Raw genomic sequence first — 16,741 nt, 5'->3', positions numbered from 1 at the left:
TGCGCAAGATTAACGCTTCCTCGACATGTCCCAGCCAATCGTCAATAGTTGGCTGACAAACAAATTCAGACCCACAAACCAAGTGGGCTCGCGGCGGGGGCAAAAGGCATGGGTCACGATTCAGGTACCTCACTTGAGGTGCAAAAGCGCAAGCTGATTGAAGCAGCCGTCAAGCTGTTGGCGGGGACAGTTGAGCAATCGGACGCCTTGTGCCGCTTCGCCATTGCCCTATTCAAAGACGGTGCGGCCGAGGATCTGGTCGGCTATGCGGCGCCAGAGCTGGCGCGGATCGCGGAGCAGGCGTACGAACGGATCGCGACGCGACGGGCCGGTGAAGCGTTCGTTCGTGTGTACAATCCGCAGGCGATGAGCGCGGACGGCGCCTTGGCGGAGGTTTCGGTCGTTGAAATTGTCAACGACAACATGCCGTTCCTTGTCGATTCCGTTATGGCTGAGTTGCAGTCGGTGAGCGTGGATTTGCGCCTGGTTCTGCATCCGGTGCTTTGGGTTGCGCGCGATGAGCGTGGCCACCTGACCGATGTGTTTGGGCACAAGCGACCGCACAATGATGACGGCGCAATCCGCGAAAGCGTCATCCTGTTCCATGTCAATCAAATGGACTCGGTGTCTGATCGTGACACACTCGAAGCTGGCATTGAGGCGGTGCTGTCCGATGTGCGGGTTGCCGTGCGCGATTGGAAGCCAATGCGCGCTCGGATCGAGCAGGTCGTCATGGGGTACAAGAACGACCCCCCCGCGCTGCCTGTCGATGAGCTCGCCGAGGGTATCCAATTCATCGATTGGGTGCTCGACGATAACTTCACGTTCCTTGGGATGCGGGACTACAAGTTCATAGATGATGGCGAGGGCGGTGCGCTCGAGCGCACCGAAGATATCGGGCTGGGTCTGCTGTCCAATCCAGATTTAATGGTTCTGCGCAAGGGCGAACAGTTTGTGACCCACACGCCAGAGCTTCTTGATTTTCTGCGCCGGCCGGAGCCCTTGCTGGTTACCAAGGCGAATGTGCGCAGCCGCGTTCATCGGCGTACCCACATGGATTATATCGGGCTGAAGACCTATACCGACGATGGCCGCTTGTTCGGTGAGCTGCGGATCGTCGGTCTGTTTTCAGCGACCGCCTACACCCGTTCAACGAGAAACATCCCCTATCTCCGCCGGAAGACCGAGCAGGTCATGGAACGGTCGGGCTACGATCCCGACAGCCATTCCGGCCGCGCGCTTGCCAACGTTCTTGAAAGCTATCCACGCGATGAGCTCTTTCAGCTCGATATCGAGACGCTTCACAGATTTGCGTCTGCGATCCTTCAGTTGGGTGAACGGCCGCGCATCCGGGTGTTATCGAGGACCGATAAGTTCCACCGGTTCGTGTCGGTCCTCGTGTTCGTCCCCCGCGAACGCTACTCGACCTCCATGCGCATTCGCATCGGCGACTGGCTGGCCGAACAGTACGATGCAAGGGTTTCCGCCTGGTATGTCGCCTATCCTGAAGGACCTCTGGCCCGCGTCCACTTTATTTTAGGGCGTTCGGTGGGCGATACACCGCAGCTGGAGCAGTCAGCCCTCGAAAGCGGGGTTTCCGATATCGTGCGGACGTGGGCGGACACCTTCCGCTCCGCAGTGCGCTCGAGCCAGGATACAGTCCGCGCGGGGCTCCTGCTGACGCGTTATGCGGACGCGTTCACGGGTGCCTACCGGGAGGCGTTTACCGGCGAAGCGGCGCTTGATGATGCGCTGGCGATGGAAAGCTTGGGTGAGGGACGAGGCCTTGAGCTTGCCTTCCGATCGCGGGCCGAATCGAACGGCAAACAACTTGATCTGAAGCTGTATCATGTCGGCAAACCGATCGCCTTGTCGGATCGCATGCCGATCATTGAAGCGATGGGTTTCCGGGCCATCAACGAGCGCACCTACAGGGTGGAGCGCCGGGACGCTGAGCCGGTGTGGATCCACGATATCCTGCTCGAGCGCGCCAATGGCGAAGCGATCGATCTGGAGACATTGTCTGAACCGCTCAAGGCGGGGTTCCTTGCCGTCTGGCAGGGACACGCCGAAAATGACGGGTTCAACACGCTGATTGCCTCGGCGAACCTGGGCTGGCGCGATGTCGCGATGATGCGTGCGCTTGCGCGCTACTTGCGGCAAGCCCGTCTCGCTTTCTCAGCTGATTACGTCTGGACCACGCTTATCAAGCACGAGGCGATCACTGTCGGACTGGTTGACCTGTTTCATGCGCGGCTTGACCCAAACCGGACAGAGACCGAGCGAGACCAACAGTCTGAAAAGATCAGTGCCGTTATCCGCATGGCCCTCGACGAGGTCTCGAGCCTCGATGAAGACACGATTCTGCGCCGGTTTCTTAACCTCATCCAATCGATCTTGCGCACGAACTTTTTCCAGCCTGGGCCAGATGGCAAGGACAAACCGACGTTCGCCTTCAAGATCGATTCGAGGAATGTCGATGGCTTGCCGGAACCCCGGCCAGTGCGCGAAATTTCAGTATACAGCCCACGCGTTGAAGGGGTCCATCTGCGCGGCGGTATGATCGCGCGCGGCGGGCTGCGCTGGTCCGATCGCCCGCAAGATTTCCGCACTGAGGTACTGGGCTTGGCAAAAGCGCAGCAGGTCAAGAACGCGGTCATCGTACCGTTTGGCGCCAAGGGCGGCTTTGTTCCAAAACAACTGCCTCCCCGCGAGGATCGGGATGCGTGGTTCAAGGAAGGCACCGAAGCCTACAAGATCTTTATCTCGTCGCTTCTCGACGTGACCGATAATCTGACATTGGAAGGTATCGAGCCACCTGACACGGTTGTGCGCATCGATGGTGATGATCCTTACCTAGTGGTCGCGGCCGACAAGGGCACGGCGACGTTCTCGGACACCGCGAACGCGATCTCAGAAGCTCGCGGCTTCTGGATGGGCGACGCCTTCGCCTCAGGCGGCTCGCAAGGCTATGACCACAAAAAGATGGGCATCACCGCCCGGGGCGGCTGGGAAGCGGTTAAGCGGCACTTCCGTGAGATGGATGTCGATATTCAAAGTGAGCCGTTCACGGTTGTTGGCGTCGGCGACATGTCGGGCGACGTGTTCGGCAATGGTATGCTGCTGTCGCCCGCGATCAAACTGATCGCAGCCTTCGACCACAGGGATATCTTCCTCGATCCTGAACCCGATCCGAAAACCAGCTTCAAGGAACGGCAACGGCTCTTCGATCTTGGGCGCTCAAGCTGGCAAGACTACGACACCAATCTGCTGTCCCAGGGCGGTGGCATCTACCCGCGTTCGTCAAAATCGATCGCGCTATCCAGCCAAGCAAGGGCGGTGCTCGATATCGATCACGCGTCCGTCACGCCCAATGAGCTGATGACCGCAATCATGAAGGCACAGGCAGATCTTTTGTGGTTCGGGGGTATCGGCACCTACATCAAGGCAAGTGACGAAAGCGATTTGGATGCCGGTGATCGTGCCAACGATGCTATCCGGATCAACGCGCCGCAGCTCCGCGTCAAGGCGATCGGGGAGGGCGCCAACCTAGGCATCACCCAAAAGGCGCGTATCGAAGCGGGTCTGCACGGTGTTCGGCTGAACACTGACGCTATAGATAACTCGGCAGGGGTCAATTCGTCGGACCTCGAGGTGAACATCAAGATCGCTCTTGGCGGGGCGGAGGCCGCCGGCAAGCTAACGCGTGAAGCGCGAAATACGTTGCTCGTCGAGATGACGGATGAAGTCGCAGCGCTTGTCTTGCGCAACAACTACCTGCAGACCCTGTCCATCTCCCTGACCGAGGCCAAGGCCGACACGGACTTCGGTTATCAGGTTCGCCTGATGGAAACGTTCGAAGGCAACGGCTTGCTCGATCGGCAAGTTGAGTTCTTGCCTGACGCGGTCGCACTGCAAGAACGAAAGGACAAAGGTCAGGCGCTTAGACGGTCGGAACTGGCGGTGTTGTTGGCTTACGCAAAAATCGACCTGTTCTCGTCGCTGCTTGAAAGCGACGTGCCCGATGACGCCTATCTCGGCCGCGAGCTTTACCGGTATTTCCCTAAGCCAATGCATGAGCCGTATGAGGCGGAAATTGAGGGCCATCGGTTGCGGCGCGAAATCATCGCCACGCAGTTGGCCAACTCGATGATCAACCGGGGTGGAGCGACGCTCATCCAGATCATCTCGGATACGACCGGTGCGTCGAAGGCCGACATAGCGTGTGCGTTTGCGATCGTTCGAGACGCGTACCAATTGACCGATCTGAACGAAGAGATTGACGCGCTTGACGCAAAAATCGAGGGCGCTTTGCAATTGGAGCTTTACGCCACTGCGCAGCGGTTGGTCATCGACCGGATTGGCTGGTTTTTGACAAACGTGGACTTCAAGCAAGGCCTTGCGGATGTCGTCGCCCACTATCGCCAAGGCATTGACGCCTTTGCCCCCGTATTGCCCGCGACGATGGCGCAGCCGGTCGCTGAGCGTATCGCCAGCGATACCCAGAGGCTGATCGAGCAGGGCGTTCCCGATACTCTGGCTGATCGTTTGGCGGCCATGTCGGTTTATGCGGTTCTTCCCGATATGATTTTGGTGCGCGATGCGTGCGATCTCGATCCGCAGACGGTCGCGGCCGCCTACTTTGAGCTGGGCGCGATCTTTGGCCTGGGCAAGCTCGATGCGGCAGCGCGCGAACTTCAGGTCAGCGATTATTACGACGCACTTGCCCTCGACCAGGCGCGGCAGTCGCTGGCCTCGGCACGGCGGCGACTGACGATTGATGTGCTGACCCAGGAAGGTGGGATTGATGCATGGCGTTCGGCGCGGGAAGCAAAGGTCAAAAGGGCAGCGAAAGCGATCTGGGCAATTGTCGACAGCGATGAGTTGACGGTGTCGATGCTCGCAGTCGCTGGCGGTCTGCTGGATGACCTCGTCTGACCTTTCCGGTTCTGCGGCGTTCTACGCCGATCGCAAGGGTTTGGCGGGTTGGATTTTGTATGACGCGGCGATGCAGCCGTGGTTCACGCTCGTCACCACGTTCGTGTTCGGACCTTATGTCGTGTCTGCTCTCGCCGCGACACCTGCCCAAGGACAGGCGGCGTGGGGTTTTGCGACCGGCGCCGCAGGGCTCGCCATCGCTTTCCTGTCGCCCGTTTTGGGCTCAATCGCCGACGCTGCCGGACCCCGCAAACCATGGATCGTGATGCTGGGCGTCATCATGATGGTGTGCGCGTGCAGCCTATGGTTCGCCCAGCCGGGTGCCAGCTACGCTCTGCCTTTGGCCCTTGCGCTGTTTGCCATCGGCACCATCGCCGCTGAAATGGCCGGGGTGTTCAACAACGCGATGATGCCGCGCCTCGTTCCGCCAGACCGGCTTGGGCGCTTGTCCGCTCATGGCTGGGCGGCAGGCTACGCCGCTGCGATCGTCACGATCGTCATCGCAATCGGCTTCATGGTGGCCTCTGCAGAGACCGGCCGAACCTTGTTCGGTCTGGAGCCTCTGTTTGGGCTCGATCCAGCGGAGCGTGAAGGGGACCGGGCGGTAGGACCATTCACGGCGCTCTGGTTTGCTGTGCTTGTGCTGCCGCTGTTGCTTTTCACGCCAGATCAGGCGCGATCCTTGCGCTCTGCCTCGGAAGCCGTGGCGCACGGTCTGGCTGATCTGAGACGAGGGCTGAAAGAGCTGCGCGGCGACCAGCCGCTGCTGCGTTTTCTGATCGCCCATATGATTTATGCTGATGGGCTCATCGCACTGTTTGCTTTCGGTGGCATCTATGGGACCGGCGTCTTCGGATGGTCGACAACCGAGGTCGGTTTATTCGGCATCCTGTTGACAATAACTGGGACAGCGGGCGCTCTGATCGGCGGGTCGCTTGAAGATCGCCTCGGAGCCAAGCCCATCATTCTGACCGCGCTCGCCGTTCTGACGTTCGCAAGCATTGCGGTGGTCTCGTTAAGCGCGGATCGCTTGTTTTTTGTCTTTCCTGTAGCCCCTGCGGACGGTCTGTTCGCGACGCCTCCCGAGCAGGTTTACTTGCTTCTTGGCGGCTTGATGGGTGCAGCTGCAGGGCCGCTGCAGGCATCGTCCCGCGCTCTGCTCGCGCGCCTTGCGCCGCCGGACGCGAGAGCGCGGACGTTTGGCTTGTTTGCCCTTTCGGGAAAAGTCACCAGCTTTATCGGTCCTTGGGCCGTGGCGACAATCACCGCACTCACGCTCGATCAACGCGCAGGGGTGTCGATCCTTGTCTTGTTCTTCATCGTTGGCGGGTTGGTGCTTGCGACCGTTCGGGCCCCCTCGTCGCCACGGTGAGCGAGGTGCAGTCGGCACGGGCTTGCGCTTTTCAGCCGATTGATTGACATTTCACTCAGAATGGGAGGGCTCGCTTGCTGAATGCTCTGTACCAGTCAGGTCGATTGCTTGTCGCCGGGTGCATGCTGCTTGTCGCGACGGGGCTATTGGGCGCGCCATCAGCGCTTGCCCAACTTGACGGCCAGCCGATGCGCTTCGCTCTGATCACAAACGATCGCGAATGTGATGAATGCGTTTACATCCGTGCGAGTGGTGACATCGAACCTTACACTGCAGCTCAATTCCGCCAGTTCGTTCGCAGCCATCATCTGGATGCCGGCAACCTGACGGTCATGCTGCATTCTCCAGGCGGTGATGTGCTTGCCGGTGTTAGGCTAGGGCGCGAGTTTCGCCGGTTTGGGTTCAACACACAAGTTGCGCGCGCCCAACGCATGCCGCGCGGCGGCTACAGTCTGCGGCTTGGTGATTGTGCCTCCGCTTGCAGCTACGCCTTTCTTGGCGGGCTCAAGCGGTTTGCGGAAGACGATGTGCTCGGGATCCACCGCTTCTTCCCCGGTCACCTCGAGCCAGATGAGCGGGTCGTTGAAAGGCCGGGGGATGAAGCCGTCAGCGCCCTGATCAAGGTCTACGCGTTGGATATGGGCGTGAGCGCTGGGTTCATCGATATGTCGCTCGAAGTGCCGCCTGCGGATATGTTGTACATGACCCATGCAGAACTTCGTGAACTGGAAGTCGTGAATTCGGACGACCCGCTGCCGCTGCAGGCGAACGCGCCGAAGGAGCGGTAGCATCCGACCGCGATGCAATTCAGTGCCTGAAGTGGCGCGCCCGGGTAAAGACCATCGCAAGGCCCGCTTCATTGGCAGCCGCGATCACCTCGTCATCGCGAATGGACCCGCCAGGTTGGATAACCGCGGTCGCGCCTGCTTCGGCGGCCGCCAGCAGGCCATCTGCGAACGGGAAGAAGGCATCTGACGCGACGACTGATCCGTCCGCCAGCGACCGATCTAGCCCCGCAAGCTCAGCGGCTTCACTAGCTTTTGCTGCGGCGATACGCGATGAATCGCGCCGGTTCATCTGCCCGGCCCCAATCCCAACGGTTGCGCCGTCCCTGGCATAAACGATCGCGTTGGACTTAACGTGCTTGGCGACGGTGAAGGCAAACCGCAGATCGGCAAGTTCGGTATCGGTGGGTGCCCGTTCGGTGACAACCTTCAAGTCGAGATCAGCAACCTCCAGCCCGTCGCGCGACTGGACCAGATAACCGCCGGCGACGCTGCGGATAAGAAGACCAGCTGATCGGGGATCCGCTAGTGCATCGGTCAGGAGGAGGCGCAGATTCTTCTTTTTTGCGATGATGGACCGCGCTGCTTCGCTTGCGCCCGGCGCGATGATGACTTCGGTGAAGATTGCGGTCAGAGCCTCGGCGGTCTCGGCATCGAGATCCCGATTAAGTGCAACGATCCCACCGAAGGCAGAAACCGGGTCGCAAAGCAAAGCCCGTTCATAGGCGGTTTTCAGGTCCCGAGCCCTTGCCACGCCGCATGGGTTGGCGTGTTTGATGATCGCAACCGCCGCTGTCTCACCGGCGTCGAACGAGCTGACTAATTCGAAGGCGGCATCGGCATCGTTGATGTTGTTGAAAGACAACGCTTTGCCCTGGACTTGATCAGCCCGTGCCACGCCGGGGCGGGTCTCTCCGTTCAGGTACAGGGCAGCCTTTTGGTGCGGATTTTCCCCATAGCGCATGTCGAGCGCTTTTTCGCCGCCAGCCGCGAACCTTTCTTCAAGATTGTCCGGCTCATCTCTGCCAAACCATGAGGCGACAGCAGCATCATACTGCGCTGTCCGCCCGAACGCCTTACGGGCCAGGTTTTCTCGAAACGACAGAGACGTCGCCTTATCAGGGCCGGTCAATTGATCCACGATGGTCGCGTAGTCAGATGGGTCGGTGACCACCACAACGTCGCGGTGATTTTTCGCCGCTGCCCGGATCATAGCAGGGCCGCCAATATCGATGTTCTCGATGACGTCGCTTGCCGACGCGCCCGAAGCAACGGTCTGCTCAAATGGGTAAAGGTTGACCGCAAGCAGATCGATCGGACCGATCAGATGCTCATCCATCGCCTTCTGGTGGTCGGCATCGCCCCGTACCCCGAGCAATCCGCCATGGACCTTCGGGTGCAAGGTTTTGACGCGCCCGCCCATGATTTCAGGAAAGCCTGTGACCTCGGACACATCGAGAACCGGAACGCCGTTCTCCATCAGTAGACTGGCCGTCCCACCGGTTGACAGAATTTCGATGTTGAGGGCTGCAAGGGTGCGGGCAAAAGAGACGATGCCCTGTTTATCGAATACCGACAAAAGCGCGCGTCGGACGGGTCGGAGTTCGGAAGCGTCAGACATCTCGATCACTGTGCAAGGGGTGGGTCTGCGACAGGCGCTAACACGCTCCTTGCGGGTTTTTCCAGTGAGGCGAACGGGCTATTTGTCTTTCAGCCCTTCATCTTGTGGATCACCATCTTCGCGAGCCTCCAAGTCATCGTCGAGGGCTTCGTCTGGCGATCCATCGTCATCTGGAGCAGCCCCGGGCGCTGGTTCCTGGTCCGATGAGTCCGTCGGCTCAGTCTCGGTCTGCGAAATCAACGTGTCATCGTGCTCATCAAGCACCGTGAACGACCATCTTATTTCGGCAATCTCCGCTGGCGTCGACGTCACGGACAGTTCGATGGAACGGGCCGGTCCCCGGTAGGCGCGATCTTCATTGACGTCATCCAGACGTAACAGTCCCTGGTCGACGGTAAACTCGATCATCCGCATGGCCGTCCGAATTCGGCACGTCTGATCGTCGATCATCTTGATGCGCAGGCCGGGTTCGAAATGAAAATGCAGGGTGTAGGGCGTTCGCGATGTCTTTGCCGGCGTGCCTGTTTTGAGCAGGAGCCGATCGACCCCCCTGAGTTGCCGGCCTTCCCGGGCTAGGATCAGCTTACGTTCGTGATCGAGATTGTAGCGTTTCCTGTAGCCCGTATGCTTTGCAAGGATTGTCTTTCCGTCATCAGCATCTGTGAGCTCATAGGAAACCGTGAGGCCTGCGGGCAGAAGCGGACTGTCGATCTCAGGCGTCGCGAACTGCGCAGATGAACGACCGTCGACCGAAACGGTGCTGTGGGCCACCGTGCGGCGATGGTCGAGCGGGCTGAGAAAGCGGCCGTACCAAGGTGGCGGACTGTTGGTCAGGATTTTCTCCGGTCCGACACTCCATTCCAAAGCCAGGCAAGATGCGTGCGCGCGTGCGCCAGCGTTGACAGGCGGGGGCGATCCACAATCAAAAAGAAGCACCGATGGTCCCGCTTCGAGCCGGCAGTAGCCGGTATCCTTGATGAGGGTCGGCAATTCGCCGCGTTCGGTGTCGTAGGTCGTGATCGATGCTACCAGTCCGCGAGCGAGGTGGGTCAAGTCGCTCGCACCTTGAAAGCGTGCAAGGCTCCCATTGGGGTGACGAAGCATGCGCATGGTCCGCATGGCGTCGGCGATTGCATCTTCCAGACGTTTTGGAGTTGCAAACGCCCTTGCTTCCAACAGCGCGCGCAGGGACAACATTTCGGCCAGCAGTTGCGCAAGATCGGTCGGCCTACGGCTGACAGGTCCACCGTCTGAATTGAAGGCCTCGCGCAGCGCGCGGTCGAGGACACCGATTGTTTTGCGTTGCAGGGGCTTGTGGCCGGACAGAGCATGCGCCACGGCTGTGCATGCAAGCGCGATCATGCACCTTTCGGTCGGATCAGCGATCAGCCCCCGATTGATGAACGCTAACCGGATGTCCGCGAGAATGGATTCCATGATTGCGCGGTAGTCGTTGGTATCCGCGTCATCGAGCAAATAGGCGGCCTGATTGGTCATGCTCAGAGCGCGGCGAGCGCAAACCGTTGGTTCAAAGGCAATCCGTGGATGATCGGCGCGTTTGGCCACCCATTGCAGGACAAACGTTCGGGCCAACAGCTTCGTGCTGGGGTGCCCATGGGCGCGCATATGGCGGAGCCATGCAAAACCATGAAGCAGCTCAGCAAACTTTTCGGTCGGCGGTGCAACGTCGAACAGGTTCCGTCCATCAAGCTCGATAGACGCATCGCCAAGCGCGACGTACCCCTCGGCAAGTTCGGCGCCGCGCGTTGGGTCGGCGGTGCGCATGTCCCGCGGCACCATCTCGAACATGGCACGGTTTGCTGACCAGGTGTTGGTCAGCATAGAGGACAGCCCCGCTGCAAAGCGGCGCATATGGGTGGCTGGGTAGGCGCCAATTGCCGTTGAGGCGTTAAGCGGAGCCATTTGACTTCCCAAGGGTGACATCACACAACTAAATGCTTGGGACTGCGGCACATGACGTACGCGTCGTTAAGCACAAACTAACACGATTAATATCGAATTCTCCTCGGCAGCGTTAGACATTATTGCCGCAAGGTTAACCGTGTTGAGCTTTTCAATGCATCCAGCGCGCTCCGCCTTTTGTGTTATCCGTCTTAGTAATCCACCGGTTTGTGAAGACAAGCGCAGAAAAAACCGTCCAAGCCGCGCCATTGACGTCCATCTTCGGTCACTCCCGCTTGGCCAGGTAGTGTTCTTAGGTAGGCGGGGTTGGAGCTTGAGGAAAACTCTCGTGCCCATTGGGGCAAGTCGATCAGCTCCCAGCCATCATTGTCCTGCAAGAACGCCGCGATCTGGTGCTCTCCCTCTTCGGGCTCCAACGAACATGTCGCATAGGTAAGGACGCCACCCGGTTTCAGCCAGTGTCTTGCGTTCGCAAGCAATTCGGACTGGAGGGCGGCCAAGCGTCGAATATCCTTTGTTGAGCGGCTTGGCCCTATCTCCGGGTGTCGCCGAATTGTGCCGGTAGCAGTGCAGGGCGCATCGATAAGCGCGCCGTCGAAAAGCTCTTTCGGGGAAAACGCGCGAGCGTCCGAGATCACACAGTCCACGTTGAGGCCAAGGCGCTGCATGTTACCGTTCAGCCGCTGCATGCGTTGATCGCTGCTATCGATAGCGGTTACTGAGGCTCCGCTTATCGCCAGCTGCGCTGTCTTTCCGCCCGGGGCGGCGCAGGCATCAACAAGGCGCAGCTGTGGCGACGCTTGTGTCTGTGCTTTGGCCTTGTTGGTGGCGTCAAGAAGCAACAGAGCTGGTAGGCTAGCTGCCAGATCTTGTACCCACCATTGTCCATCAGCGTAGCCCGGCAGCTGATTGATCGCCGAATGTGCGGTCTCAAGGCGGATAGTCGAAGGCCCAATGGCGAGCGGTTTGGATGCGGCAAGTGCTGCTTCAAGCTGCGGTCGTTCGGCGGGCTCGGCGACTGTGAGGTCCAGTCCCGGCCGTTGCCGCGCTTGCTCAGCGATTGCGCCAAATGCATCGGCTCCGTAGGCGCGCACCCATCGCTTGGCGAGCCAGGCCGGAAGATCATGGTCCGGAGCGTCCGCCAACAGGCTCTGTGTGTCTTTGGCCATGCGCCGTCCGACGGCGTTGACGAGCGCAGCAAAGGGCAAGGTTTCGCGGTAGCTTCTGGCATCATCCACGGCGCAGTTGACCGCTGCGTAGGGCTCGGTGTCGAGCAGCAGAAGCTGCGCTGCCATCGTACGCAAGATTGCCATGAGCCGACCTGCACCCGGCGGCAGCGGCTTGGCCAGGCAAGCCTGGATCGCTCGGTCGATGGTCGGTAATCGGCGGAAAGCTGAAAGCGCAATGGCGCTTGCGAAGGCTGCATCCGCTTCTGACAGTCCCTGCAAGGCACTGTGCCCTTCAAGCGACGACTTCTCCACCGTCGCGGTGTAGATCAGTGCACCAGCGGCATGTCGCGTCGGCCAACCCGAAGCGAGGGGCCCGCGCTCTTTGTTTTGTTGGCGCGCCGTCGGACTCAGCCCCAAGGCCCGTCGCTTTGCGTCCTCGTTTGGCGCCCACGGCCTGTTTCCTGGCCTTGGATGACGAATGGATCATCACCCCAGCTCTGGCCAAGTTCGTTCAGGCGGCGAATGCGTTCATTCATCGGCGGATGGGTTGAGAACAGCCCCGCCATGCGTTGACCACTCAGTGGATTTGAGATGAACAGGTGTGCCGTCCCAGGGTTTCGTTCTGCGGTCTCATAGCGCACAGCTCCCAAACCGCCGATCCGGGCAAGGGCAGAGGCCAGCCAGTCCGGACGCCCACACATCTCTGCCGCAAGGCGATCGGCTTCATATTCGCGCGTACGGCTGATCGCCATCTGCACAAGCATGGCCGCAAAGGGCGCGACGAGCATCGCCACGAGAACGCCCACAATCCCGAGTGGGTTGTTGCGATTATTGCCAAAAAACAAAGCGAAGTTGCCGAGCATGGAGATTGCCCCAGCTAAGGTGGCTGTGACCGTCATTGTCAGCGTGTCGCGGTGCTTGATATGGGCCAATTCGTGCGCCATCACGCCGACGACCTCTTCCTGCGTCAAGTTTTCGAGCAGCCCCGTGGTCGCAGCCACCGCAGCGTTTTCAGGGTTTCGGCCGGTAGCAAATGCGTTGGGTTGTGGCGTGTTGACAATGTACACCTTTGGCATCGGCATCTGCGCGTGATCGGCCAGCTGTCGGACCATCGCGACCAATTGCGGTGCGGTTCGTTCATCGACCTGTTGGGCATTGTGCATCCGCAGGACCATCTTGTCCGCGTTCCAGAAGCTGAACAGGTTCATCGCCGCGGCAATAACCAACGCTATCAGCGCGCCGCCCATTCCGCCCAGCATAAAGCCCACGCCCATAAAAAGCGCGGTCATCGCAGCCAGCAACATCGCCGTACGCATCGTGCTCATCGTGTTCTGTGTCCCTTCACCAGTGTGGCGCGCATTGCCTATGTATGGGGATGACGTCAAAAACACTCAAGAGTTTGACGTTGCCAAGGGCACGCCTTACCTCCCGTTTGAGGAATTGACAGCCAACAAGGTTGCTTGGTGCTGATGAGCAAAGACAGCGTGATCGAAACCCAACTATCTCCGGACGAGCGACGCAAACGCGCTGCGGCACGAGCCAAGCAAGAAGCCGAGGCGCGGCGCAAGGCTATCGATGCCAAGCGGTCGGATGCTGCGAGAGAGATAGACGGTCGCGGCGGCCTTGATCCCGTCCGCTACGATGATTGGGAAATCAAAGGCTTAACCGCCGACTTCTGATCTCGTGCCGCGGTCAGCTTCCGGCTTCACAAGACTATTCCCATCGCTCCGTGATAAACTCTATCAAGTCGCTTAATGGCGAAAGCCTGATGACAGCGTTGGCGGGGTCTACAGGACCCGCATTGATACGCCCAAGAGCTGCGGCCTTCAGCTGTGCACCAGCCGAAGGCTGTTAATGAGGCGCGGTATCGACCGCGTTGTCGGCATCCAGAATTCGCCGCAACCGGCCGAAAGCAAGGCGGATACGCGACTTTACTGTCCCTAGGGGCAGTCCGGTCTGCTCAGCAATTTGGCTGTGCGACAATTCGGTAAAGAAAGCCAGCTGAACCAGATTGAGCTGCTCCGGCGGTAGTTCTTTCAAAGCTACGCGGATGCGTTCCTGGCGTGTTTCCGCGTCGAGGGTCTCGTTCGGGTCGGGTAGATTTTCATCTTCGATTATCAAGCTTTCGGCATCGACGTTGATGGCCCGCCGCCTGCGCAGCATATCGATGCGCCTGTTGCGTGCGATCCGAAAGAGCCACGTGGCGACGGAACTCTTGCTTCGGTCGAACAGGGCTGCCTTGCGCCACAGCGTAACCATCACGTCCTGCGTGACCTCTTCGGCCATCGCCGAATCAGCACCCAGCCGTATCAGGTACGCTTTGATCCTTGGGCCGTAGTGATCAAAAAGGCTGGTGAAAGCCGACCGATCGCGGTCGCGTGCAACCGCCTCCAACCACATGGCGTGCTGATTGGCATCCAAGTTCGGCATTGTTATCGGCGTTTTTTGCTTGATGACGCTCTGATTGTCGTGCACCGGCTGCCGTCCCCCGTCGAGGTTCCATGAATGGCAGGTCCGCGCTCTCCGCTCCCTGCCACCATCCTGGCCAGCCCGCACTGTCCACTTTGGTGTTATGGAATTCTACTTAAGTGCATTCTCGCCCGTTTTTACGCGAATGGTCAAGAATACTCTTATATTCACGCCAAGAAGTACCGTTCGCGGGCGCCGTTAGCAAGGCCTCAGGCGTGCCTTGGTGACAGGTCGGAATGCCGCATGGCCACACTGTTGCCCCACTTCGCTTATCCACAACGGTCGGGCGGTTCTGTGCCGGAAACCGGGATTGGCTACGTTCCTTAACCGGCACTTAACGACCTTGGGTGCAAAATAGGGCTGATAAATCGTCAATGCTCGAGCATGACAATTATAGCTCTCACGCAAGGATTGGTTAATCGTTTGGAGCGACCACACCATGCATCAATCTTCTGTTTTCGGCCGTGCCGACCAAGACGTGAACAGTGTTCGAAAGAGTACCCCAATGCCAACGCATTTCCGTGATCAACCTACAAAGCGCGATTTTTCCCAGACCGTCTTGCGTCTGTTTGGAGGTTTGTTTCTCGCGCTTTGCGCAGCTGCGTTCGCGATACCGCCCGCGCAAGCACAGGGTCCAACGTTTGTTGAGCAAACCCGGGACTGGGATGTGTTCAACGTAACGATCGAGGGGGCGAAGGCGTGCTTCATTGTCTCGCCGGCGCAGACGTATGATCCCATGCCCGAAAGCCGGCATGGCGATGTGTTTTTCTACATGACGCGACGTCCCGCAGCGAACGTCAACGCAGAGCCACTGTTGCTTGTCGGCTATTCGTTTCGAGAAGGCAGCCAGGTGAATGTTTCGGTTGGCTCAAGCAATTTTGTTTTCCTAACCCAAGGTCCGCGTGCCTTTATCAATGACCCGTCTCAAGGTGACGCGCTCTTGGCCGCGATGCGCGCCGGCTCGACGATGCGCGTTACCGGGACGTCTTCACGCGGCACGGCCGTGACATACGGTTTCTCGCTATCGGGCGTTACTGCTGGTTCAAACCGGACAGCGGCAGAGTGCGCCAGCTAATCTGAAGGTGCTGAACTCTCAATTTGCCGCCGTCCAGCGCGTTGCTGGGTGGCGGTTTTTGCGTTATGCAGCGCGCTTCTACCAACGATAGTCGGATTTTATAGCGCTGATGGACGCAACGCTTGATCTTGCCGGGCCGACACCAATCTCGCCGGCCGCTGCTCATGCTGTACCTGCCGCTTCGGCTGCTCCCTCGCTGATCGGGCTTGACCGGTCTGAGCTGGCACGCGCGATGGAGGTGCTTGGGGTGCCGCCCAAGCAAAGCCGGATGCGCGCTCGTCAGCTTTGGAATTGGTTGTATGTTCGTGGGGTCGATGACTTCGCGTCGATGACCAATATCGCCAAGGACCTGCGCACCACGCTGGCGGACACGTACTCCATTGCCCGGCCCGAGATCGTTGCCGAGCAGATATCGAAGGATGGCACGGCAAAGTGGCTGATGCGGTTTCGCGGCAAAGATGCGACTGACCCGCCGGTTGACGTTGAAACGGTCTATATCCCGGAAAGCGACCGCGGGACATTGTGCGTTTCGAGTCAGGTTGGCTGCACCTTGACGTGCACCTTTTGTCATACCGGCACGCAGAAGCTGGTTCGCAATCTCTCATCGGCAGAAATCCTGGCTCAGATTGTGGTTGCCCGCGACCGCTTGGGCGATTGGCCGGAGCGCGAAACACCAGCGGGTATGACGGCACCAAGCCACGGTGGCCGAGCCGTTTCCAACATAGTGATGATGGGAATGGGTGAGCCGCTCTACAATTTCGAGAACGTCAAACAGGCCTTGCTCATCGCTTCGGATGGGGAGGGGCTTTCGCTCTCAAAACGCCGCATCACGCTTTCGACGTCTGGGGTTGTGCCCATGATCGAGCGGTGTGGTGATGAGATTGGGGTGATGCTTGCCATATCGCTTCACGCGGTGCGCGATGATCTGCGCAATGAATTGGTTCCGCTGAATAAGAAGTACCCGATTGAACAGCTGCTTAACGCTTGCCGAAACTATCCTGGCGTTTCGAACGCCAAGCGGATCACCTTTGAATACGTCATGCTCAAGGGGGTGAACGATTCGCTGGCCGACGCCAAAGAGCTGGTGCGCCTGCTCAAGGGAATCCCAGCGAAGATCAACCTGATCCCCTTCAACCCCTGGCCGGGAACGTTCTACGAGTGTTCGGACTGGGATCAGATCGAGCGCTTCGCCGATGTCGTAAACCGTGCAGGGTATGCTTCGCCGGTTCGGACGCCGCGTGGCCGCGATATTCTTGCTGCCTGCGGCCAATTGAAATCAGAGTCCGAGCGTTTGCCAGCCTGGAAAAAGCGGGCGATGGCCGCCGCAATGGCTGGCAATACAATCGATGCCAACGACAGCGCGCCGTTCGGCGGACGTTCTTGAAGCGG

Annotated in this window: 11 protein-coding genes; 6 read left to right on the top strand and 5 right to left on the bottom strand. The window is 59.3% G+C overall.

The window, feature by feature from the left end; genetic code table 11:
• Positions 1 to 108 precede the first annotated feature (108 nt).
• The 3 genes from AAF739_16770 (at position 109) to AAF739_16760 (ending at position 7,098) form a co-directional block, all read left to right on the top strand.
• Positions 109 to 4,938, top strand: coding sequence for an NAD-glutamate dehydrogenase (locus AAF739_16770; GenBank protein MEM6384329.1), 4,830 nt, complete (start codon positions 109 to 111; stop codon positions 4,936 to 4,938).
• On the top strand, positions 4,925 to 6,310 hold the full coding sequence (locus AAF739_16765; GenBank protein MEM6384328.1) for an MFS transporter: 1,386 nt from the start codon (positions 4,925 to 4,927) through the stop codon (positions 6,308 to 6,310). Before AAF739_16770 ends, AAF739_16765 begins: the two co-directional genes overlap by 14 nt.
• 74 nt (positions 6,311 to 6,384) lie before the next feature.
• Positions 6,385 to 7,098 (top strand): hypothetical protein, encoded by a 714-nt coding sequence (locus AAF739_16760; protein MEM6384327.1) that lies wholly within the window; start codon positions 6,385 to 6,387, stop codon positions 7,096 to 7,098.
• Between the two features lie 19 nt (positions 7,099 to 7,117).
• Here the strand turns inward: AAF739_16760 and purH are convergent, their stop codons facing one another.
• The 4 genes from purH to htpX form a co-directional block, all read right to left on the bottom strand.
• Entirely contained in the window at positions 7,118 to 8,716 is a 1,599-nt protein-coding gene (gene purH, locus AAF739_16755) for a bifunctional phosphoribosylaminoimidazolecarboxamide formyltransferase/IMP cyclohydrolase (GenBank protein MEM6384326.1), read from the bottom strand.
• 78 nt (positions 8,717 to 8,794) lie between these two features.
• Entirely contained in the window at positions 8,795 to 10,639 is a 1,845-nt protein-coding gene (locus AAF739_16750; protein MEM6384325.1) for a heparinase II/III family protein, read from the bottom strand.
• A 191-nt stretch (positions 10,640 to 10,830) separates the two neighbouring features.
• A complete protein-coding gene (locus tag AAF739_16745) occupies positions 10,831 to 12,225 on the bottom strand; it encodes a transcription antitermination factor NusB (GenBank protein ID MEM6384324.1) in 1,395 nt (464 codons plus the stop codon).
• A complete protein-coding gene (htpX, locus tag AAF739_16740; GenBank protein MEM6384323.1) occupies positions 12,216 to 13,133 on the bottom strand; it encodes a zinc metalloprotease HtpX in 918 nt (305 codons plus the stop codon). Before htpX ends, AAF739_16745 begins: the two co-directional genes overlap by 10 nt.
• Positions 13,134 to 13,277: 144 nt before the next feature.
• Here htpX and AAF739_16735 point away from each other — a divergent pair, with 144 nt between their 5' ends.
• Positions 13,278 to 13,487: a DUF1674 domain-containing protein gene (locus tag AAF739_16735; GenBank protein ID MEM6384322.1), complete on the top strand. Its 210-nt coding sequence runs from the start codon at positions 13,278 to 13,280 to the stop codon at positions 13,485 to 13,487.
• A gap of 172 nt (positions 13,488 to 13,659) precedes the next feature.
• Here the strand turns inward: AAF739_16735 and AAF739_16730 are convergent, their stop codons facing one another.
• Complete coding sequence (locus AAF739_16730) at positions 13,660 to 14,238, bottom strand: sigma-70 family RNA polymerase sigma factor (GenBank protein MEM6384321.1); 579 nt, start codon at positions 14,236 to 14,238, stop codon at positions 13,660 to 13,662.
• 544 nt (positions 14,239 to 14,782) lie between these two features.
• On the opposite strand from AAF739_16730, the gene AAF739_16725 reads away from it, so the two are divergent.
• Both AAF739_16725 and rlmN read left to right on the top strand, forming a co-directional pair.
• Complete coding sequence (locus tag AAF739_16725) at positions 14,783 to 15,352, top strand: invasion associated locus B family protein (GenBank protein ID MEM6384320.1); 570 nt, start codon at positions 14,783 to 14,785, stop codon at positions 15,350 to 15,352.
• A 109-nt stretch (positions 15,353 to 15,461) separates the two neighbouring features.
• Positions 15,462 to 16,736, top strand: a complete 1,275-nt coding sequence (rlmN, locus tag AAF739_16720) for a 23S rRNA (adenine(2503)-C(2))-methyltransferase RlmN (protein MEM6384319.1) — start codon at positions 15,462 to 15,464, stop codon at positions 16,734 to 16,736.
• The last annotated feature ends 5 nt before the right edge of the window (positions 16,737 to 16,741 follow it).

This window comes from Pseudomonadota bacterium (assembly GCA_039024915.1).
Taxonomy (GTDB): Bacteria; Pseudomonadota; Alphaproteobacteria; order Rhizobiales; family MH13; genus MH13.
Note: the sequence above shows the minus strand (reverse complement) of the source record. Positions and strands in the feature narration are given on the sequence as shown.